Source organism: Microbacterium sp. Gd 4-13 (assembly GCF_003095395.1).
Taxonomy (GTDB): Bacteria; Actinomycetota; Actinomycetes; order Actinomycetales; family Microbacteriaceae; genus Microbacterium.
Genome location: NZ_QEIJ01000003.1, coordinates 131,532 through 146,915, shown reverse-complemented (window position 1 = coordinate 146,915; position 15,384 = coordinate 131,532). Strand labels below are relative to the sequence as shown.

The window sequence follows — 15,384 nt, the reverse complement described above, 5'->3', positions numbered from 1 at the left end:
CATGCCGCTGAAGGTGAGCCTGGTCTCGGCCGAGGCCGAGCTCTGGACCGGTGAGGCGACGCTCGTCGTCGCCAAGACGGTCGAGGGCGAGATCGGTTTCATGTCGGGGCACGAGCCCGTGCTCGCGATCCTCGCCGAGGGGCAGGTGCGCATCACCCGTCCGGACGGTTCGAAGATCCTCGCTCGCGCGGAGGACGGCTTCCTGTCGATGGAGAACGACGAGCTCACCATCGTCGCCGGGAACGCCGCACTGATCTCCTGACCCGGATCCCTTCGACGTCGGCCGGTCCTTCGGGGCCGGCCGTCGTCGTTCCCGCAGCAGAGAGAGGGACCGGATGCTCATCCTCCTCCCGCCGTCCGAGACGAAGCATCCGGGTGGCAGCGGTCACCCGCTCGATCTCGATGGGCTCGCCCTTCCCGAGCTGCGGGGCGCACGCGAGTCGGTCGTGACGGCCCTCGTCGACCTGTCGTCCGACGAGGACGAGGCCGCGCGCGTGCTCAAATTGAGCGCACGACAGCGCCATGAGATCGCTGCGAATGCGGCGATCCGGGATGCGCCGACGATGGCCGCCGTGGATCGTTACACCGGCGTCCTCTACGACGCGCTGGGGGCGCAGACCCTTGAGCCCGCGGCCCGGCGGTGGCTGGGCGCGCACGTCCTCATCCAGTCCGCGCCGTTCGGGCCGGTCGGTGCATTGGACCGCATCCCGGCGTATCGGCTGGCGGCGGGCACCACGCTTCCGGGCCTGCCACCGCTGCGACGGGTGTGGGCTGCGACGGTCGAAGACGCCCTCTCCCGGACCGGCGCGGGGTTCATCCTCGATCTGCGTTCCGAGGCGTATGCCGCGCTCGGCCCGATACCCGACGCCGTCCGGTCGACCTACGTGCGCGTGGTCACCGAGGGGGAGGGCGGTGTCGGCCGAGCGCTGAACCACTTCAACAAGCACGCCAAGGGCGCCCTCGTGCGAGACCTCGCCCAGACGCGGCCCCGCATATCCCAGGCGAAGGCCCTCCTGGCGTGGGCGGACGCGGCCGGGTGGCGGTTGCGCGACGGCGTCGCCGGAGAGACCGAGGTGGTCGTGTGAGCCGCGCCACGCCCCGCTGGCGCGACACCTACTGACAGGAAACACTCAGGATCGCTAGCATGTGTCCGCGGGGCAGTCGCCTCGCGGCGTGGAAGCACGCCAGACGTCTTCGCGAGAGGCACCCCCATGTACTCCGACTACTCGGGTTCAGGCGCCGCCTACCTGGCGCTCCTTCTGATCTTGATCCCGATCATTCTCATCTTCAGCCTCATCTTCTATGTGATCGCCGCCTTCTTCCTGATGAAGGTGTTCGACAAAGCCGGCGTGCAGGGCAAGTGGCGGGCCTGGGTGCCCGTCTACAACACGATGGTGCTCGGCAAGCTCGGCGACGTCTCTCCGTGGATCGTGCTCGGTGCCTCGGTGGCCACCGCTGTGCTCAGCCAGATCCCCGTCATCGGTTGGATCTTCAGCATCGTGGCGATCGCGGTCCTGATCATGTACGCCTGGCGGGTCGGTCTCAAGTTCGGCCAGGACTGGTACTACCTGCTGCTCTTTCTGATCCCGGGGCTCGGAGCGCTCATCTGGCTGGGCATCCTCGCCTTCGGCTCGTCGCGCTGGAACCCGAACATCGCGCCGTCGCCGTGGGCGAACACCTTCCTCGCCGACAAGACGGTCTGGCAGGGCATCCCCGTTCAGCCGGGCGCTGCGGCGGCCGGCCCCGGCGGCTACCCCGGCACGGGCCCGGCGGCGCCGGGCTCGTACCCGCCGCCGCCCGCCGGCTACACCCCGCCCGCCCCGGGCGGGTCGACGCCGCCCCCGACGGCTCCCGGCGGTCCGGCCGCACCGGGCGGCCCGGGCGAGCCGCCGACGGCCCCCGAGCCGCCGCGTCCCTGAGCCGACGAACGGAACCCCTCGCCCCGTGGCGGGGGGTTCCGTCCATTCAGCGGTTAGCGTGGGGGTATGTCTTCCTCCCTTCCGCAGCGCCGCGTGGGCGCATCCGGCCTGCTCGTGTCGGCGGTCGGCCTCGGCTGCAACAACTTCGGTCGCAAGGGCACGCGCACCGAGACGCTCGAAGGAACGCGCGCGGTCCTGGAGTCGGCCATCGAGTGCGGTGTCACCTTCCTCGATACCGCCGATATCTACGGCAATCAGTTCGGTGTCTCCGAGACGCTCATGGGCGAGGCTCTCCAGGGCCGCCGCGATGAGGTGATCCTGGCGACGAAGTTCGGTCATGCCGACTTCGCCCCCGCGGTCAACGGTGGTGCGAAGGCCTCTCGCATCGCCGTGCGTCGGAGCGTCGAAGCATCCCTCCGTCGGCTCAGGACCGACTGGATCGACCTCTACCAGGTGCACACCCCGGATCCGCACACACCCATCGACGAGACGCTCGACGTGCTGACCGACCTCGTGCGGGAGGGGAAGGTGCGTTACATCGGCCACTCGAACTTCACGGGCTGGCAGCTCGCCGAGGCGGAGCTCCGGGCCGACCGCGGCGTCCGTTTCATCTCGGCGCAGAACCAGTACAGCCTGCTCGTTCGAGCCGCGGAGCGCGATGTGCTTCCGGCGGTGGAACACTTCGGCCTCGGGTTCTTCCCGTTCTTCCCTCTCCACAACGGTCTGCTCACCGGAAAGTTCACGCGCGAGGGTGGGCCGGAGTCCAGCCGCATCATGACGACGCGTCCGCACCTGTGGCGTGACGCTCCCTGGGACGCCCTCGACGCGTACCGCGCGTTCTGCGAGGAGCGCGAGATCACCATGCTCGAGGCGACGTTCGGCTGGTTCCTCGCCCGGGCGTCGGTCTCGAGCGTCATCGCCGGAGCCACCAGTCCCGAGCAGGTGCGGTCGAACGCCGCGGCCGCGACCGCGTGGCAGCCGTCGGCCGACGAGGTCGCCGCGATCGACGCGCTCTTCCCGCTCATCGCAGATCCGGCGGCAGGGTGATCGGCGGCCGCGCGGAATCCGAGGGGGCCAGCGTCCGAGGCGGCGATCACGCCGTCCACTACACTGAACGAGCGCCGAACGCGAGGTTCGGCACCGCAGTCGACCGACCGAAGGATGTGGCGTGCCCGAGGTGACGACCCGCACTCGAACCGTGCCCCTACCCGGCGGCGAGGTCGTACTCTCCTGGGCTGAGGTCACCGATACCGGCCGTCGCCGGGAAGCCAACCAGGACGCCGTCCTCGCCAGCTACCCGCTCTACGTGGTCGCCGACGGAATGGGCGGTCACATCGGGGGAGAGATCGCCAGCGCGAGCACCATCGATCGCCTCCGCGGAGTCGTCGAGGCGGGCGGGGTCTCGCCGAAGACGATCGAGAAGGCCATCGGCCGCGCGGTCAAAGACATCATCTCCCACCCCGAGACCACCGACGACGGAACGGGCACGACCCTCACCGGGGTGTTCCTGGATGCGACGGAGAATCCGCCGCACTGGGTCACGCTGAACATCGGCGACTCCCGCGTCTACCTGCTCCGCGACGGCGAGATCACCCAGGTCACCACCGACCATTCCGTGGTGCAGGAGCTCATGGCCTCCGGGCGGCTGAGCCCGGAAGAGGCCGAGAACCACCCGTACGGCAACGTGATCACCCGAGCGGTGGGGCCGAGCGAGAGCGTCAAGCCCGATTACGTGCGACTCGACGTCGTCGACGGCGACCGGTTCGTCATCTGCTCCGACGGGCTGACCAAAGAGCTCACCGATTACGGCATCCGGCACTTCCTCGACGAGAACCGCGACCCCTCCGACGCGGTTCAGGCGATGCTGCACGCGGCGCTCGAAAACGGCGGACGCGACAACGTCACGATCATCGTGCTCGACGTCGCCCGTCCGTCCGACTGACCTCTCCTGCACAGCCCCCTCATTCCTCCGGGCCTCCACAAGCCGACGTCCGGCGCACCCGATCGGTGTGTGCGACCGCTGAACTGAGGGGATGAGTTCCGGCTTCGTCCCCGCGCTGACCGATCGGTCGGCGGTCGACTCCGCGCCGCTCGTGCTCGCGGCACCCCCGCCGACTCCGCCGCGGCCGGGCATACCCTGGCTCGCCTCGTCCGTCCCCATCGTGGGGGCGCTCGGCTTCTGGGCCATCACGGGGTCGGTCTTCGCGCTCTGGTTCGCGCTGCTCGGCCCGCTGATCGCCGTTGCCGCAGTGCTGGACGGCGCGCGAACGGCCCGTCGTGTCGGACGGACCGCCGAAGAGGAGGCGGCGGTCGTGCGGGCTCGCATCGGGGTGGAGGTCGACGAGCGTCACGCGGGGGAGCGGATCGTGCTGCGCGCGAAGCATCCCGACGTCGCGGGGTATCTCGAGCATCCCGAGCAGACGTGGCGAGCGGTTCCCGACAGGGCGACGACGATCGTCATCGGGAGCGGTGACGTTCCGAGCGCGGTGCGGATCACCGGCGGCGGTGACGACGATGCCGGGCTGACACGCCGAGCACAGACGGTGGCGAGGGCACCGGTGGTGAGCCGTGTCGGAACGGGGATCGCCGTGGTCGGGCCCCGGCTGGTCGCGGACGCCGTCATCCGGGCACTCGTGCTGCAGGTGGCCCACGCGCGTCCGCCGGGGAGCCTGGCCGTCGTGGAACCATCCGAATCCTGGATGCGTGCGCTACCGCACGCGGAGACGCCCGCTCCTGTCGCCCTGACCGTCGGTCGAGCGGGCGAGGCCCTCGCGGAGGCCGACCTCGTTCTCGTGTCCGCGCGGCCCGGCGAGGCTCTGCCGCCGCGCTGCGAGACGGTCGTCTTCCTCGTCGACGCCGCCGAGGCGCGGGTCGAATCCGGCGGGGAGACGCGGCGAGTGACGGTGGAGGCGGTCTCGGTGCAGCAGTCCGAGATCATCGCCGCCGCGCTGGCCTCGCGCGCCGCGAGTCTCGACGCCGACGGCCCCGATGCCCCCGCGGTCGCCCTCGCCTCCCTGGCCGTCGTGCGGCGCGGCGACCGGCCCGACGGCTTGCCGGTGCCGATCGGCATCGCCGGGGCGCGGCGCGCCGAGGTCGACATCGTCGGCGACGGACCCCACGCGATCGTCACGGGCATGACCGGTTCGGGAAAGAGCGAGCTGCTCGTGACCTGGATCACGGCACTGTGCACCGCCTACGCCCCTTCCGTCGTGTCGTTCCTGCTCGTGGATTTCAAGGGCGGCACGGCGTTCGATGCGCTCGCCCGCCTGCCGCACGTCACCGGCGTGATCACCGATCTCGATGCGGCGGTGGCGCGTCGGGCGATCCAGAGCCTCAGGGCGGAGCTGCGCCATCGCGAAGCGGAGCTGGCGCGCGCGGGCGTGCGTGACATCTCGGAGGTCGACCTTCCTCGCCTCGTGGTCGTGATCGACGAGTTCGCCGCCCTGCGCGAGAGCCATCCCGAGCTCGAGGCTCTGTTCACCGACCTCGCCGCGCGCGGTCGGGCCCTCGGGATGCACCTCGTGATCGGAACCCAGCGCGCGCCCGGCGTGCTGCGAGAGAACCTTCTCGCGAACTGTCCGCTCCGTCTCAGCCTCCGTGTCTCCGACGCGCACGACAGCCGTGCGGTGGTCGGCAGCGATGACGCGGCTCTGCTGCCCGGGGGTGCGCGTGGGCGCGGGATGGCCGTCGTCCGTCGTGCCGGTGACGCACGGGCCGAGCGCGTGCGGATCGCGGTGACGGATCCGACCGACATCGCCTCGGCCGCGGGTGCGGGCGGCGACGCGACGCGGCGTCCGTGGCTCCCGGCCCTCCCCTCGTCGATCCCGCTCGACCGACTCGGCCCGCCCGGCGACGGGGCCGTCATCCTCGGCCTCGTCGATGAGCCCGACCGCCAACGGCAAGGACCCCTCGCGATCGCCGATCGCAGCCTCCTGATCGTCGGCGGCGCACACTCGGGCAAGTCGACGGCCCTCCGCACGCTCGCGGCCCAGGTGCCCGAGTCGTCGCGTCTGTGGGTCGGGCCCGACGCCGAGGCCGCCTGGGATACGCTCGGCGCCGGAGTGCCGCCGCCACCGGGGACCACGGTGTTCGTCGACGATCTCGACGCCCTCGCGGGGCGGCTTCCCGGCGAGTACGGGCGCGTCGCCGCGGAGGAGCTCGAGCGGTGGATCCGAGGCGCGGGCGACCTTCGGATCCGCGTCTTCGTCGCGGCTCAGCGTCTCACCGGCGCGGCGGGCAGGCTCGCCGACCTGTTCTCCCGCCGACTCGTCCTGGGCACGCCCTCACGGTCCGAGCACGTGGCGGCAGGAGGTGACGGTGCGGACTACCTCCCGGATCGTCCGCCCGGGCGGGGCTGGGTGGGTCGCCGGCAGGTGCAGGTCGCGACGACGGATGCCGACGCCGGCCCGGCGGGCCATGCCGGTTCTCCCGCGTGGGAGCCAGGCCCCGGTGTGACCGGCTACGTCGTGAGACGACCGCCGGCGGGAGTGCTGGAACGGTGGGAGCGCACTGGCGTACGGGTGCGCGACGTCGACGGTGCGGGCGACGTCGCCGCACCCGAGCCGGGCGGCAGGGTCGTCGTCGTCGGAGACCCGGAGGTCTGGCTCGGACACCCGCGTCTTCTGGCGGGTATTCGCAACGCCCATGCTCTCGTCCTCGACGCGGCGTGTGCTGCCGACGTCCGCCTGCTCACGGGAGATCGCGACCTCCCCCCGTTCGCGGTGCCGGGGAGAGGGCGCGCGTGGGAGTACCGCGCCGGCTGCCGCGTTCGGCGCGTGGTGCTCGCGGGCGCGCTCGAGGATGGGGGCGATGCTTGACCGCGACGAGCCCCCGCCCCTACGGTCACACCATGACGACCACCGACGGGCGACCGATCGAAGGCAAAGGACTCGCGACCGGCACGCTCGGGCTGTGGGGATCGACGGTGATCGGCCTCGCATCGACGGCGCCGGTGTTCTCCCTCGTGGCGACCCTCGGCTTCATGGTGCTGGCCGTCGGCGCGCAGGCGCCCATCGCCTTCATCGTCGCCTTCATCCCGATGCTCTTCAGCGCGTACGCCTATCGCGAGCTCAACCGGGCCGCCCCCGATTGCGGCACGACGTTCACGTGGGGCACCAAGGCGTTCGGCCCCTGGATCGGCTGGATGGGCGGCTGGGGCGTGGCTGTTGCCGGGATGATCGTGCTCGCCAACCTCGCGCAGATCGCGGGCATCTACTTCTGGTCGCTCATCGGCGACGGCTCGCTGTCCGAAAGCGTGCCGCTCGTCACCGCCACCGGCGTCGCCTTCATCGCCGCGATGACCTGGGTGAGCTGGCGCGGCGTCGAGCTCGGCGAACGCATCCAGAACGTGCTGCTCGGGGTGCAGTACGTCGTGCTGGCCCTCTTCGTCGTCGCCGCGCTGTGGAAGTTCTTCGACGGCACCGCGCCCGACCCGACGCCGTTCGACTGGGCGTGGTTCAACCCGCTCGGCTTCACCGATTGGTCGGGGTTCACCGAGGCGGTGCTCCTGGCCCTCTTCATCTACTGGGGCTGGGACACCTGTCTCGCGCTCAACGAGGAGACGAAGGACCCGAAGCGCACCCCCGGCCGGGCGGCGCTGCTGACGACGGTCATCCTGCTGTTCACCTACGTCGCGGTGACCGTCGCGGCGATGATGTACGCGGGCCTCGGCGAGACGGGCGTGGGCTTGGGCAACGAGGCCAACGCCGATGACGTCTTCCTCGGGATGAAGGATGACCTCTTCGGGCCCTTCGGGTGGATCCTCGTGGTGGCCGTGCTCATCTCGGCGGTCTCCTCGACGCAGACCACGATCCTTCCCACCGCCCGCGGCACGCTCGCGATGGCCGCCTACAAGGCGCTGCCGCGTCGCTTCCAGACCGTGCATCCCCGATTCAAGACGCCCTCCTTCTCGACCCTCGTCATGGGGATCGTCGCCAGCCTCTACTACGTCGGCATGAGCCTGATCAGCGACAACATCCTCCAGGACTCGATCCTCTCGCTCGGCCTCGCGATCGCCTTCTACTACGCCATCACGTGCTTCGCGTGCGTGTGGTTCTTCCGCCGTGACCTGTTCACGTCGGCGCGCAACCTCGTCTTCCGCGGGATCTTCCCCCTCCTCGGGGGGCTGATGCTCGGGTACGCGTTCGTGCAGTCCGCGATCGACATGTACGACGTCGACTACGGGTACACGGTGCTCCTCGGGATCGGCGGCACCTTCGTGCTCGGCGTCGGTTCGCTGGCGTTCGGCGTGGTCCTGATGCTCGTGTGGTTCGCGTTCCCCCGCTCGAAGGCGTTCTTCCGCGGCGAGAGCCTGAACCGCGATACCCCTGTCCTCGTCCCCGACGACCCCATCGCGTATCCGCGATCCGTCGACGGCGGACTGTCGTGAACGGAGCCGGCATGCGCATCCTCATCATCGGAGCCGGGGGAGTCGGGTCGGCCGCCGCACGCATCGCCGTGCGGCGCGAGTTCTTCGACACGCTCGTGATCGCCGACTACGACCCCGCGCGTCCGACGGCACTCGTCGACGAGCTCGGCGACGGGCGCCTCTCGGCCGCGCAGGTCGACGCGTCCCGCGCGGATTCCGTTGCCGCGCTCGTGCGCGAGCACGGCTCCACCCACGTGCTCAACGCCGTCGATCCCCGATTCGTCATGCCCATCTTCACCGGATGCTTCGACACGGGCGCTGTCTACCTCGACATGGCGATGAGCCTGTCGACGCCGCATCCTGATCACCCTCACGAGCAGACCGGCGTCAAGCTCGGCGACGAGCAGTTCGCGCAAGCCGCGGACTGGGAGGCCGCGGGGAGGCTGGCGGTGGTCGGTATCGGCGTGGAGCCGGGGTTGTCGGACGTGTTCGCGCGCTACGCCGAGGACGAGCTGTTCGACGAGATCGATGAGCTCGGCGTCAGGGACGGCGCGAACCTCGTGGTCGCCGGCTACGACTTCGCGCCGTCGTTCTCGATCTGGACGACGATCGAGGAGTGCCTGAACCCGCCCGTCGTCTACGAGGAGGGGCGCGGCTGGTACACCACCGCTCCGTTCAGCGAGCCCGAGGTCTTCGACTTCCCCGACGGCATCGGGCCGGTGGAGTGCGTCAACGTGGAGCACGAAGAGGTGCTCCTCATGCCGCGGTGGACGAAAGCCAAGCGCGTGACGTTCAAGTACGGCCTCGGTGACGAGTTCATCGAGGTGCTGAAGGTGCTCCACAAGCTCGGGCTCGACAAGACCTCGCCGGTGCGGGTGAAGGGTGTGGAGGTCTCGCCCCGCGACGTGGTCGCGGCGGTGCTGCCCGATCCGGCGACACTGGGCGATCGCATGACGGGGAAGACCTGCGCCGGCGTCTGGGTGCGGGGCACGGGGAAGGACGGCGCGCCGCGCTCGACCTACCTGTACCACGTGGCCGACAACGAGCAGACGATGGCCGAGTACGGATCGCAGGCCGTCGTCTGGCAGACGGCGATCAATCCGGTCATCGCCCTCGAACTGCTCGCCCGCGGCGACTGGGAGGGGACCGGGGTGCTCGGCCCGGAGGCTTTCGATGCCCGGCCGTTCCTCGACCTGCTGGCGGCGCCGGCACCCGCGGGCTACGGATCGCCGTGGGGCATCGAGGAGAAGCCGATCGGGTGAGCCGGGCCCGGCCTCAGAACGCGGCGCGGATGCTGCCGACGACCTTCGTTCCGCCGTAGACGGCGAGGGGGAGGGAGCGAAGAGTCAGCGCCACGTCGTTCGACGGCAGGGCACCCGCCCGCTCGAGCAGGCGCAGAGCGACCGCGGTGCCCACCCGGCCGCTGCCGTCGAGCACCTTGAGGGCGACGGTCGTGCCGTCGGGGGCGACCATCACCATGATCCCCTCGGCGCCGCTCTTGGCGAAGACGCCCAGACGTTCGATGACGATCGTGTCGGGGCGGCCGGGGCCGTCGATCGCCCAGGCGTTCTCGCGAACCGCGCGCACGAGTGTCGCAGCGCTGCGGTGCAGGGCGAAGGGCGATCGCTCCGACGACGTGCCGATGCGGTGCACGGCCCGCGCGAGGCCGGCGAGGGTCATGGCGTGGACCGGAGCACCGCAGCCGTCGACGACGGTCGTGGTGATCCGCTCGCCGGTGAGGCGCTCGATCACCTCGCGGATGTGTGTCTGCAGCGGATGGGCGGGGTCGAGATAGGTCGCCGGGTCCCACCCGTTGGTCGAGCACGCGAGCAGCATGGCGGCGTGCTTGCCGGAGCAGGTCATGCAGATGCGCGAGGGTTCGAGATGCTCGCGCACCAGCTCGTCGCGCGAGGCGGTGTCGCCGGGGTAGGAGGGCGGGCAGCCGAGGTCGTTCTCGCCGAGACCGGCCGCACTCAAGATCTCGCGCACGCCCGCGACATGACGCTCGGTGCCGGCGTGGCTGGCCATGGCCAACGCGAGACTCTCGCCGGCGAGCGGCGCACCGGCCGACAAGCACGCGAGCGCCTGGAGCGGTTTCATGCTCGAGCGCGGCAGGAAGGGTGCGGCGGTGTCGCCCAGCGCGTCGACCACCGAGCCGTCGGGGGAGAGCACGACCGCGCGCCCGAGGTGACGGGATTCGATGAACCCGCCGCGCTCGACGACGGCAAGCTCGACGACGTCTGCAGGGCTCGATGGCATCCCTCCAGTCTACTGAGCGCAGCCCGGTGTCAGAATGACTGCATGAACGGCGAGCACACCTACCGTCTCCGCGCGCAGTGGACCGGCGATCGCGGCACCGGCACCAGCGGATACCGCGATTACGACCGCAGCGTGACCATCGACGTCGAGGGGAAGCCGGCGCTCCTGGCTTCCGCCGACGTGCCCTTCCGGGGGGATCCCGAGAGGTGGAATCCGGAGGACCTCCTGCTCGCATCGCTCAGCGAGTGCCATCTACTGTCCTACCTCTACGCCTGCGTGAAGGTCGGTGTCGTCGTCGTGGGCTATGAGGACGACGCGACGGCGACCCTTCTGGAAGACGGCAGGGGCGGGGGAGCGTTCACCGAAGTGACCCTCCGGCCCCGCGTGACGGTGGCCGACGCATCCATGACGGATGCGGCGACCGCCGCGCACGCGCAGGCCCGCGAGTGGTGCTTCATCGCGAACTCGGTCAACTTTCCCGTGCGGCACGAGCCGAGGATCCTCGTCGCCGGGCCTTAACGACCGCGAGACTTCATCCTGGCTACGAGACTGCGAACGTCGGTCGCAGTCTCGAGCCCAGGATGAAGTCTCGCGGACGTGGTAGGGGGCGGGGTCAGCGCACGTCCTCGTCGACCCAGTCCATCGACTTCGTGACGGCCTTCTTCCACAGGCGGATCTGACGGTCACGCTCGTCGGAGTCGAGGTTCGGCTCCCAGCGCTTGTCTTCCTGCCAGTTCGCGCGGAGGTCGTCGAGGTTGTCCCAGAACCCGACCGCGAGACCGGCCGCGTACGCGGCGCCGAGCGCGGTCGTCTCGGCGACGACCGGCCGGACGACCGGCACGCCGAGGATGTCGGCCTGGAACTGCATCAGCTCGTCGTTGGCGGTCATGCCGCCGTCGACCTTGAGCTCGGTGAGGTCGACGCCCGAGTCGGCGTTGACGGCCTCCAGCACCTCGCGCGTCTGGAACGCCGTCGCCTCGAGGGCTGCACGCGCGATGTGGCCCTTGTTCACGAACCGCGTCATGCCGACGATCGCGCCGCGGGCGTCGGGGCGCCAGTACGGGGCGAACAGGCCGGAGAACGCCGGCACGAAGTACACGCCGCCGTTGTCGTCGACCGTGCGGGCGAGGGCCTCTACCTCGGGGGCGCTCGAGATGATGCCGAGCTGGTCGCGCAGCCACTGGATGAGCGAACCGGTCACCGCGATCGATCCCTCGAGCGCGTAGTGGGCCGGACCGTCGCCGAGCTTGTATCCGAGCGTGGTGAGCAGACCGTTCTTCGAGCGGACGATCTCCTCGCCGGTCTGGAAGATGAGGAAGTTGCCGGTTCCGTAGGTGTTCTTGCTCTCACCCGCGTCGTACGCCGCCTGGCCGAACGTGGCCGCCTGCTGGTCGCCGAGGATGCCGGCGACCGGGGTCTCGCGCAGCAGCGACGACGACTCGGCGGTGCCGTACACCTCGGAGGACGAACGGATCTCGGGCATCATCGAGCGCGGCACGCCGAAGGTCTCGAGGATGTCGTCGCGCCACGAGAGGGTCTCGAGGTCCATGAACAGCGTGCGGCTGGCGTTGGTGACGTCGGTGGCGTGCACGCCGCCGTCGATGCCTCCGGTGAGGTTCCACAGCACCCAGGTGTCGGTGGTGCCGAAGATGAGATCGCCGGCTTCCGCCTTCTCGCGGGCGCCGTCGACGTTCTCGAGGATCCAGACGATCTTCGTACCCGAGAAGTAGGTCGCCAGGGGGAGGCCCACGATCTCCTTGAACCGCTCGACGCCGCCGTCGGCGGCGAGGCGGTCGACGATCGGCTGGGTGCGGGTGTCCTGCCAGACGATGGCGTTGTAGACGGGCTTGCCGGTGTTCTTGTCCCACACCACCGCCGTCTCGCGCTGGTTCGTGATGCCGATCGCGGCAAGGTCGTGGCGGGTGATGTCGGCCTTGGCGAGTGCGAGGCCGACGACCTCCTGGACGTTGCGCCAGATCTCGGCGGGATCGTGCTCGACCCAGCCTGCCTTCGGGAAGATCTGCTCGTGCTCTTTCTGCCCGACCGAGACGACGCTTCCCTTCTTGTCGAAGATCATGGCGCGGCTCGAGGTCGTGCCCTGGTCGATGGCGAGGACGTAATCAGCCATTACGTGGACTTCCTTGTCTGTTGAGGAATGTGCGGGAAAGAGGAATACGAAGGGGCGGATGCTGCCGCACGACGTGGGCGCGGCAGCATCCGAGCGTTATGCGGCGAGGCCCAGCAGCACCGGCGCGAGAAGACCGGCGAGCGTGCCTCCGATGAGCGGGCCGACGACCGGCACCCACGAGTACGACCAGTCGCTCGTACCCTTGCCCTTGATCGGCAGGATGGCGTGAGCGATGCGGGGCCCGAGGTCACGGGCCGGGTTGATCGCGTAGCCCGTCGGACCACCGAGGGAGGCGCCGATACCGACCACGAGCAGCGCCACGGGCACGGCCGCGAGGCCGCCGAGGCCGCCCGGCGTGCCGATGTCGGCCACACCGTAGTCGCGGAAGCCGAAGATCACGAACACCAGCACGAAGGTCGCGATGATCTCGGTGAGGAGGTTCCAGCCGTACGAGCGGATGGCGGGACCGGTCGAGAAGACGCCCAGCTTGTTGGCGGGGTCGGGCTCGTCGTCGAAGTGCTGCTTGTACGCGGCCCAGGCCAGGATGGCACCGAGGATGGCACCGATCAGCTGGGCGGCGATGGCGACGAAGAACTGTCCGATGGTGATGTCGCCGTGAACGAGCAGACCGATGGAGACGGCGGGGTTCAGCTGCGCGCCCGAGTAGGCGGAGACGATGACACCCGCGAACACCGCGAGCCCCCAGCCCCAGTTGACCATCAGGAACCCGCCGGCATTGCCCTTGGTCTTGGCGAGAGCGACGTTGGCGACGACGCCGCATCCCAGCAGGATGAGCATCGCGGTGCCGACGGTCTCAGAGAGGAAGTACAACCCCAGATTTACTTCTTGCATGTCGTCATTGACCTTTCGCTAGCGAGGCCGCTTTTCGCGAGATCGCACGGCCGCGGTGACCGTATCTGGAACCTAGAGGCTCGGCGAGCCGGGCGCACCTGTCGTGCGCCCGGCATCGTTGTCAGGCGCGCGCGGTGTCGACCTCCTCGAACTCCACTCGGTGGGCCGTGCGGAGGATGTCCGTGGCGGCCGCGATCTCTTCATCGGTGCGATCGGCGTCCCAGCCCAGGGGCGCAGCGACCGCCTCGGCGACCTCGCGCAGCGTGCGTGCGGTCATGCCGCCCACGAACGCGATGTCGGTGCGGCGCAGCAGGACGTCGATGAGGTGCACGACCTGCTCGTTCGCCGCGACGTAGGCGAGTTCTTCGCGGAAGTAGCCCGGCGCGTTCTCGAGCGGGGTGGCGTCGACGGGCAGTGCCGCCAGCACCTCGGTCGCCCGGGTGCCGTAGCGCGACAGCATGCGCTCCACGACCTCGGGCGAGTGCCCGGCCGCGTGCGACTGCGCCCAGCGCTTGCGGGCCGAGACGCTGCGCGGGAAGCCCGCGCCGCCGCCGATCGGGAGCCCGGCGGTGCCGATGCGGTGCGAGCGGCCGAGGAGCTCGAGGGTCTTGGTGCTCAGGTGCTCGGCGAGTGCGCGGAACGTGGTCCACTTGCCGCCGACGAGGCTGAGCACGGGGAGACCGCCCTGCGAGTCCTGCACGATGCGGTAGTCACGCGAGACGAAGCCGGGTGCGGTGTCGTCGTGGCGGGGGAGCGGGCGGATGCCCGAGAAGGTGTAGACGATCTGCGAGCGGTTCACCTCGATCTTCGGGAACACGTGGCCGATGAGGTCGAAGAAGTAGTCGATCTCGGCATCGGTGGTCACGACGGGCTTCGCGGGATCGGCGTCGATGTCGGTGGTGCCGACGAGCACGCGGCCCTTGAGCGGGTAGATGAGCACGATGCGGCCGTCGGAGTGCTCGAAGAAGATCTCGCGGCCCTTGGTGGCGGCGAGGAGCTCTTCGTTCTCGAGCACGACATGGGAGCCCTTGGTGCCGCCCATGTAGGTCGACGCCGTGCCGATCGCTCCGTTCGTGAGGTCGGTCCAGGGGCCGCTCGCGTTGACGACGACCTTGGCGCGGACGTCGAACTCCTCGCCCGACAGCTCGTCGCGCACGCGCACCGCGCCGTCGCCCGAGCCCACGGCCGAGACGTAGTTCACGGCCGTCGCGCGGCCCTCGCCGGCGACGATGCCGTCGTGCAGCACGTCGAGTGCGAGGCGCTCGGGGTCGTGCATCGACGCGTCGTAGTAGGTCGCGGTGTACTTCAGCGCCGGGTTCATCTCGGGGAACTCGGCGAGCGACTTCTTCCGGCCGACGAACTTGTGGCGGGGAACCGTGCCGCCGCTGCGCGAGAAGGTGTCGTAGATGACCAGGCCGATCTTGATGAGCACGGCCCCGCGCTCGTTGGGCTTGCCGCGACCGTGCGTGATCAGGAGGCGGAACGGCGCCGAGATGATGCCCGAGAACGTCTTGTAGACGGGGATCGTCGTCTGCAGCGGTCGCACGTAGTGCGGGGCGGTCTTCAGCAGGTCGTTGCGCTCGGTCACCGCCTCCTTGACGAGACGGAACTCGCCGTTCTCGAGGTAGCGGATTCCGCCGTGCACCATGTGGCTGGACGCGGAGGATGCTCCCGAGACGAAGTCGCCGCGCTCGACGAGTGCGACGCTCACGCCCTGGAGCGCGAGGTCGCGGAGGGTGGCGAGGCCGTTGATGCCGCCGCCGATGATGAGTACATCCACCTCCCCGCGGTCGCGGAGGGTCTGGACGTCCTGGCGGACGGGAGTGGTCGGCGTCGACGTAGTCACTTGTAGGCCTTTC

The 15,384-nt window shown here is 69.9% G+C and carries 13 protein-coding genes; 9 read left to right on the top strand and 4 right to left on the bottom strand.

Annotated elements, in window-relative coordinates:
• Position 1 precedes the first annotated feature (1 nt).
• The 8 genes from DEA06_RS07810 (at position 2) to DEA06_RS07775 (ending at position 9,548) form a co-directional block, all read left to right on the top strand.
• Positions 2 to 262, top strand: a complete 261-nt coding sequence (locus DEA06_RS07810) for a F0F1 ATP synthase subunit epsilon (protein ID WP_116647423.1) — start codon at positions 2 to 4, stop codon at positions 260 to 262.
• 73 nt (positions 263 to 335) lie between these two features.
• Complete coding sequence (locus DEA06_RS07805) at positions 336 to 1,085, top strand: peroxide stress protein YaaA (protein ID WP_116647422.1); 750 nt, start codon at positions 336 to 338, stop codon at positions 1,083 to 1,085.
• A 126-nt stretch (positions 1,086 to 1,211) separates the two neighbouring features.
• Positions 1,212 to 1,919: a large exoprotein gene (locus tag DEA06_RS07800; protein WP_116647421.1), complete on the top strand. Its 708-nt coding sequence runs from the start codon at positions 1,212 to 1,214 to the stop codon at positions 1,917 to 1,919.
• A 66-nt stretch (positions 1,920 to 1,985) separates the two neighbouring features.
• Complete coding sequence (locus DEA06_RS07795) at positions 1,986 to 2,966, top strand: aldo/keto reductase (protein WP_116647420.1); 981 nt, start codon at positions 1,986 to 1,988, stop codon at positions 2,964 to 2,966.
• A gap of 121 nt (positions 2,967 to 3,087) precedes the next feature.
• Complete coding sequence (locus DEA06_RS07790; RefSeq protein ID WP_116647419.1) at positions 3,088 to 3,861, top strand: protein phosphatase 2C domain-containing protein; 774 nt, start codon at positions 3,088 to 3,090, stop codon at positions 3,859 to 3,861.
• Positions 3,862 to 3,952: 91 nt separating this feature from the next.
• Positions 3,953 to 6,736, top strand: a complete 2,784-nt coding sequence (locus tag DEA06_RS07785) for an FtsK/SpoIIIE domain-containing protein (protein ID WP_116647418.1) — start codon at positions 3,953 to 3,955, stop codon at positions 6,734 to 6,736.
• Positions 6,737 to 6,768: 32 nt separating this feature from the next.
• Positions 6,769 to 8,307, top strand: coding sequence for an APC family permease (locus DEA06_RS07780; RefSeq protein WP_116647417.1), 1,539 nt, complete (start codon positions 6,769 to 6,771; stop codon positions 8,305 to 8,307).
• 11 nt (positions 8,308 to 8,318) lie between these two features.
• Positions 8,319 to 9,548 carry a saccharopine dehydrogenase C-terminal domain-containing protein gene (locus DEA06_RS07775; protein ID WP_116647416.1) on the top strand — a complete coding sequence of 410 codons (1,230 nt, stop codon included), beginning with the start codon at positions 8,319 to 8,321 and terminating at the stop codon, positions 9,546 to 9,548.
• Between the two features lie 13 nt (positions 9,549 to 9,561).
• On the opposite strand, the gene DEA06_RS07770 is transcribed toward DEA06_RS07775, so the two are convergent.
• A complete protein-coding gene (locus DEA06_RS07770) occupies positions 9,562 to 10,545 on the bottom strand; it encodes an asparaginase (RefSeq protein WP_116647415.1) in 984 nt (327 codons plus the stop codon).
• Positions 10,546 to 10,587: 42 nt separating this feature from the next.
• Between DEA06_RS07770 and DEA06_RS07765 the strand changes: the two genes are divergently transcribed.
• Complete coding sequence (locus DEA06_RS07765; RefSeq protein ID WP_116647414.1) at positions 10,588 to 11,064, top strand: OsmC family protein; 477 nt, start codon at positions 10,588 to 10,590, stop codon at positions 11,062 to 11,064.
• A gap of 94 nt (positions 11,065 to 11,158) precedes the next feature.
• On the opposite strand, the gene glpK is transcribed toward DEA06_RS07765, so the two are convergent.
• The 3 genes from glpK to DEA06_RS07750 form a co-directional block, all read right to left on the bottom strand.
• Complete coding sequence (gene glpK / locus DEA06_RS07760) at positions 11,159 to 12,673, bottom strand: glycerol kinase GlpK (protein ID WP_116647413.1); 1,515 nt, start codon at positions 12,671 to 12,673, stop codon at positions 11,159 to 11,161.
• A gap of 96 nt (positions 12,674 to 12,769) precedes the next feature.
• On the bottom strand, positions 12,770 to 13,525 hold the full coding sequence (locus DEA06_RS07755) for an MIP/aquaporin family protein (protein WP_116647412.1): 756 nt from the start codon (positions 13,523 to 13,525) through the stop codon (positions 12,770 to 12,772).
• Positions 13,526 to 13,646: 121 nt separating this feature from the next.
• On the bottom strand, positions 13,647 to 15,371 hold the full coding sequence (locus tag DEA06_RS07750; RefSeq protein ID WP_240606862.1) for a glycerol-3-phosphate dehydrogenase/oxidase: 1,725 nt from the start codon (positions 15,369 to 15,371) through the stop codon (positions 13,647 to 13,649).
• Positions 15,372 to 15,384 lie beyond the last annotated feature (13 nt).

Excerpts from the sequence above, each read along its gene's own strand:
- DEA06_RS07805 (WP_116647422.1), top strand. The coding sequence starts at position 336 with ATGCTCATCCTCCTCCCGCCGTCCGAGACGAAGCATCCGGGTGGCAGC.
- DEA06_RS07770 (WP_116647415.1), bottom strand. The coding sequence starts at position 10,545 with ATGCCATCGAGCCCTGCAGACGTCGTCGAGCTTGCCGTCGTCGAGCGC.
- DEA06_RS07780 (WP_116647417.1), top strand. The coding sequence starts at position 6,769 with ATGACGACCACCGACGGGCGACCGATCGAAGGCAAAGGACTCGCGACC.
- DEA06_RS07800 (WP_116647421.1), top strand. The coding sequence starts at position 1,212 with ATGTACTCCGACTACTCGGGTTCAGGCGCCGCCTACCTGGCGCTCCTT.
- glpK (WP_116647413.1), bottom strand. The coding sequence starts at position 12,673 with ATGGCTGATTACGTCCTCGCCATCGACCAGGGCACGACCTCGAGCCGC.
- DEA06_RS07765 (WP_116647414.1), top strand. The coding sequence starts at position 10,588 with ATGAACGGCGAGCACACCTACCGTCTCCGCGCGCAGTGGACCGGCGAT.
- DEA06_RS07755 (WP_116647412.1), bottom strand. The coding sequence starts at position 13,525 with ATGCAAGAAGTAAATCTGGGGTTGTACTTCCTCTCTGAGACCGTCGGC.
- DEA06_RS07810 (WP_116647423.1), top strand. The coding sequence starts at position 2 with ATGCCGCTGAAGGTGAGCCTGGTCTCGGCCGAGGCCGAGCTCTGGACC.
- DEA06_RS07775 (WP_116647416.1), top strand. The coding sequence starts at position 8,319 with ATGCGCATCCTCATCATCGGAGCCGGGGGAGTCGGGTCGGCCGCCGCA.
- DEA06_RS07785 (WP_116647418.1), top strand. The coding sequence starts at position 3,953 with ATGAGTTCCGGCTTCGTCCCCGCGCTGACCGATCGGTCGGCGGTCGAC.
- DEA06_RS07795 (WP_116647420.1), top strand. The coding sequence starts at position 1,986 with ATGTCTTCCTCCCTTCCGCAGCGCCGCGTGGGCGCATCCGGCCTGCTC.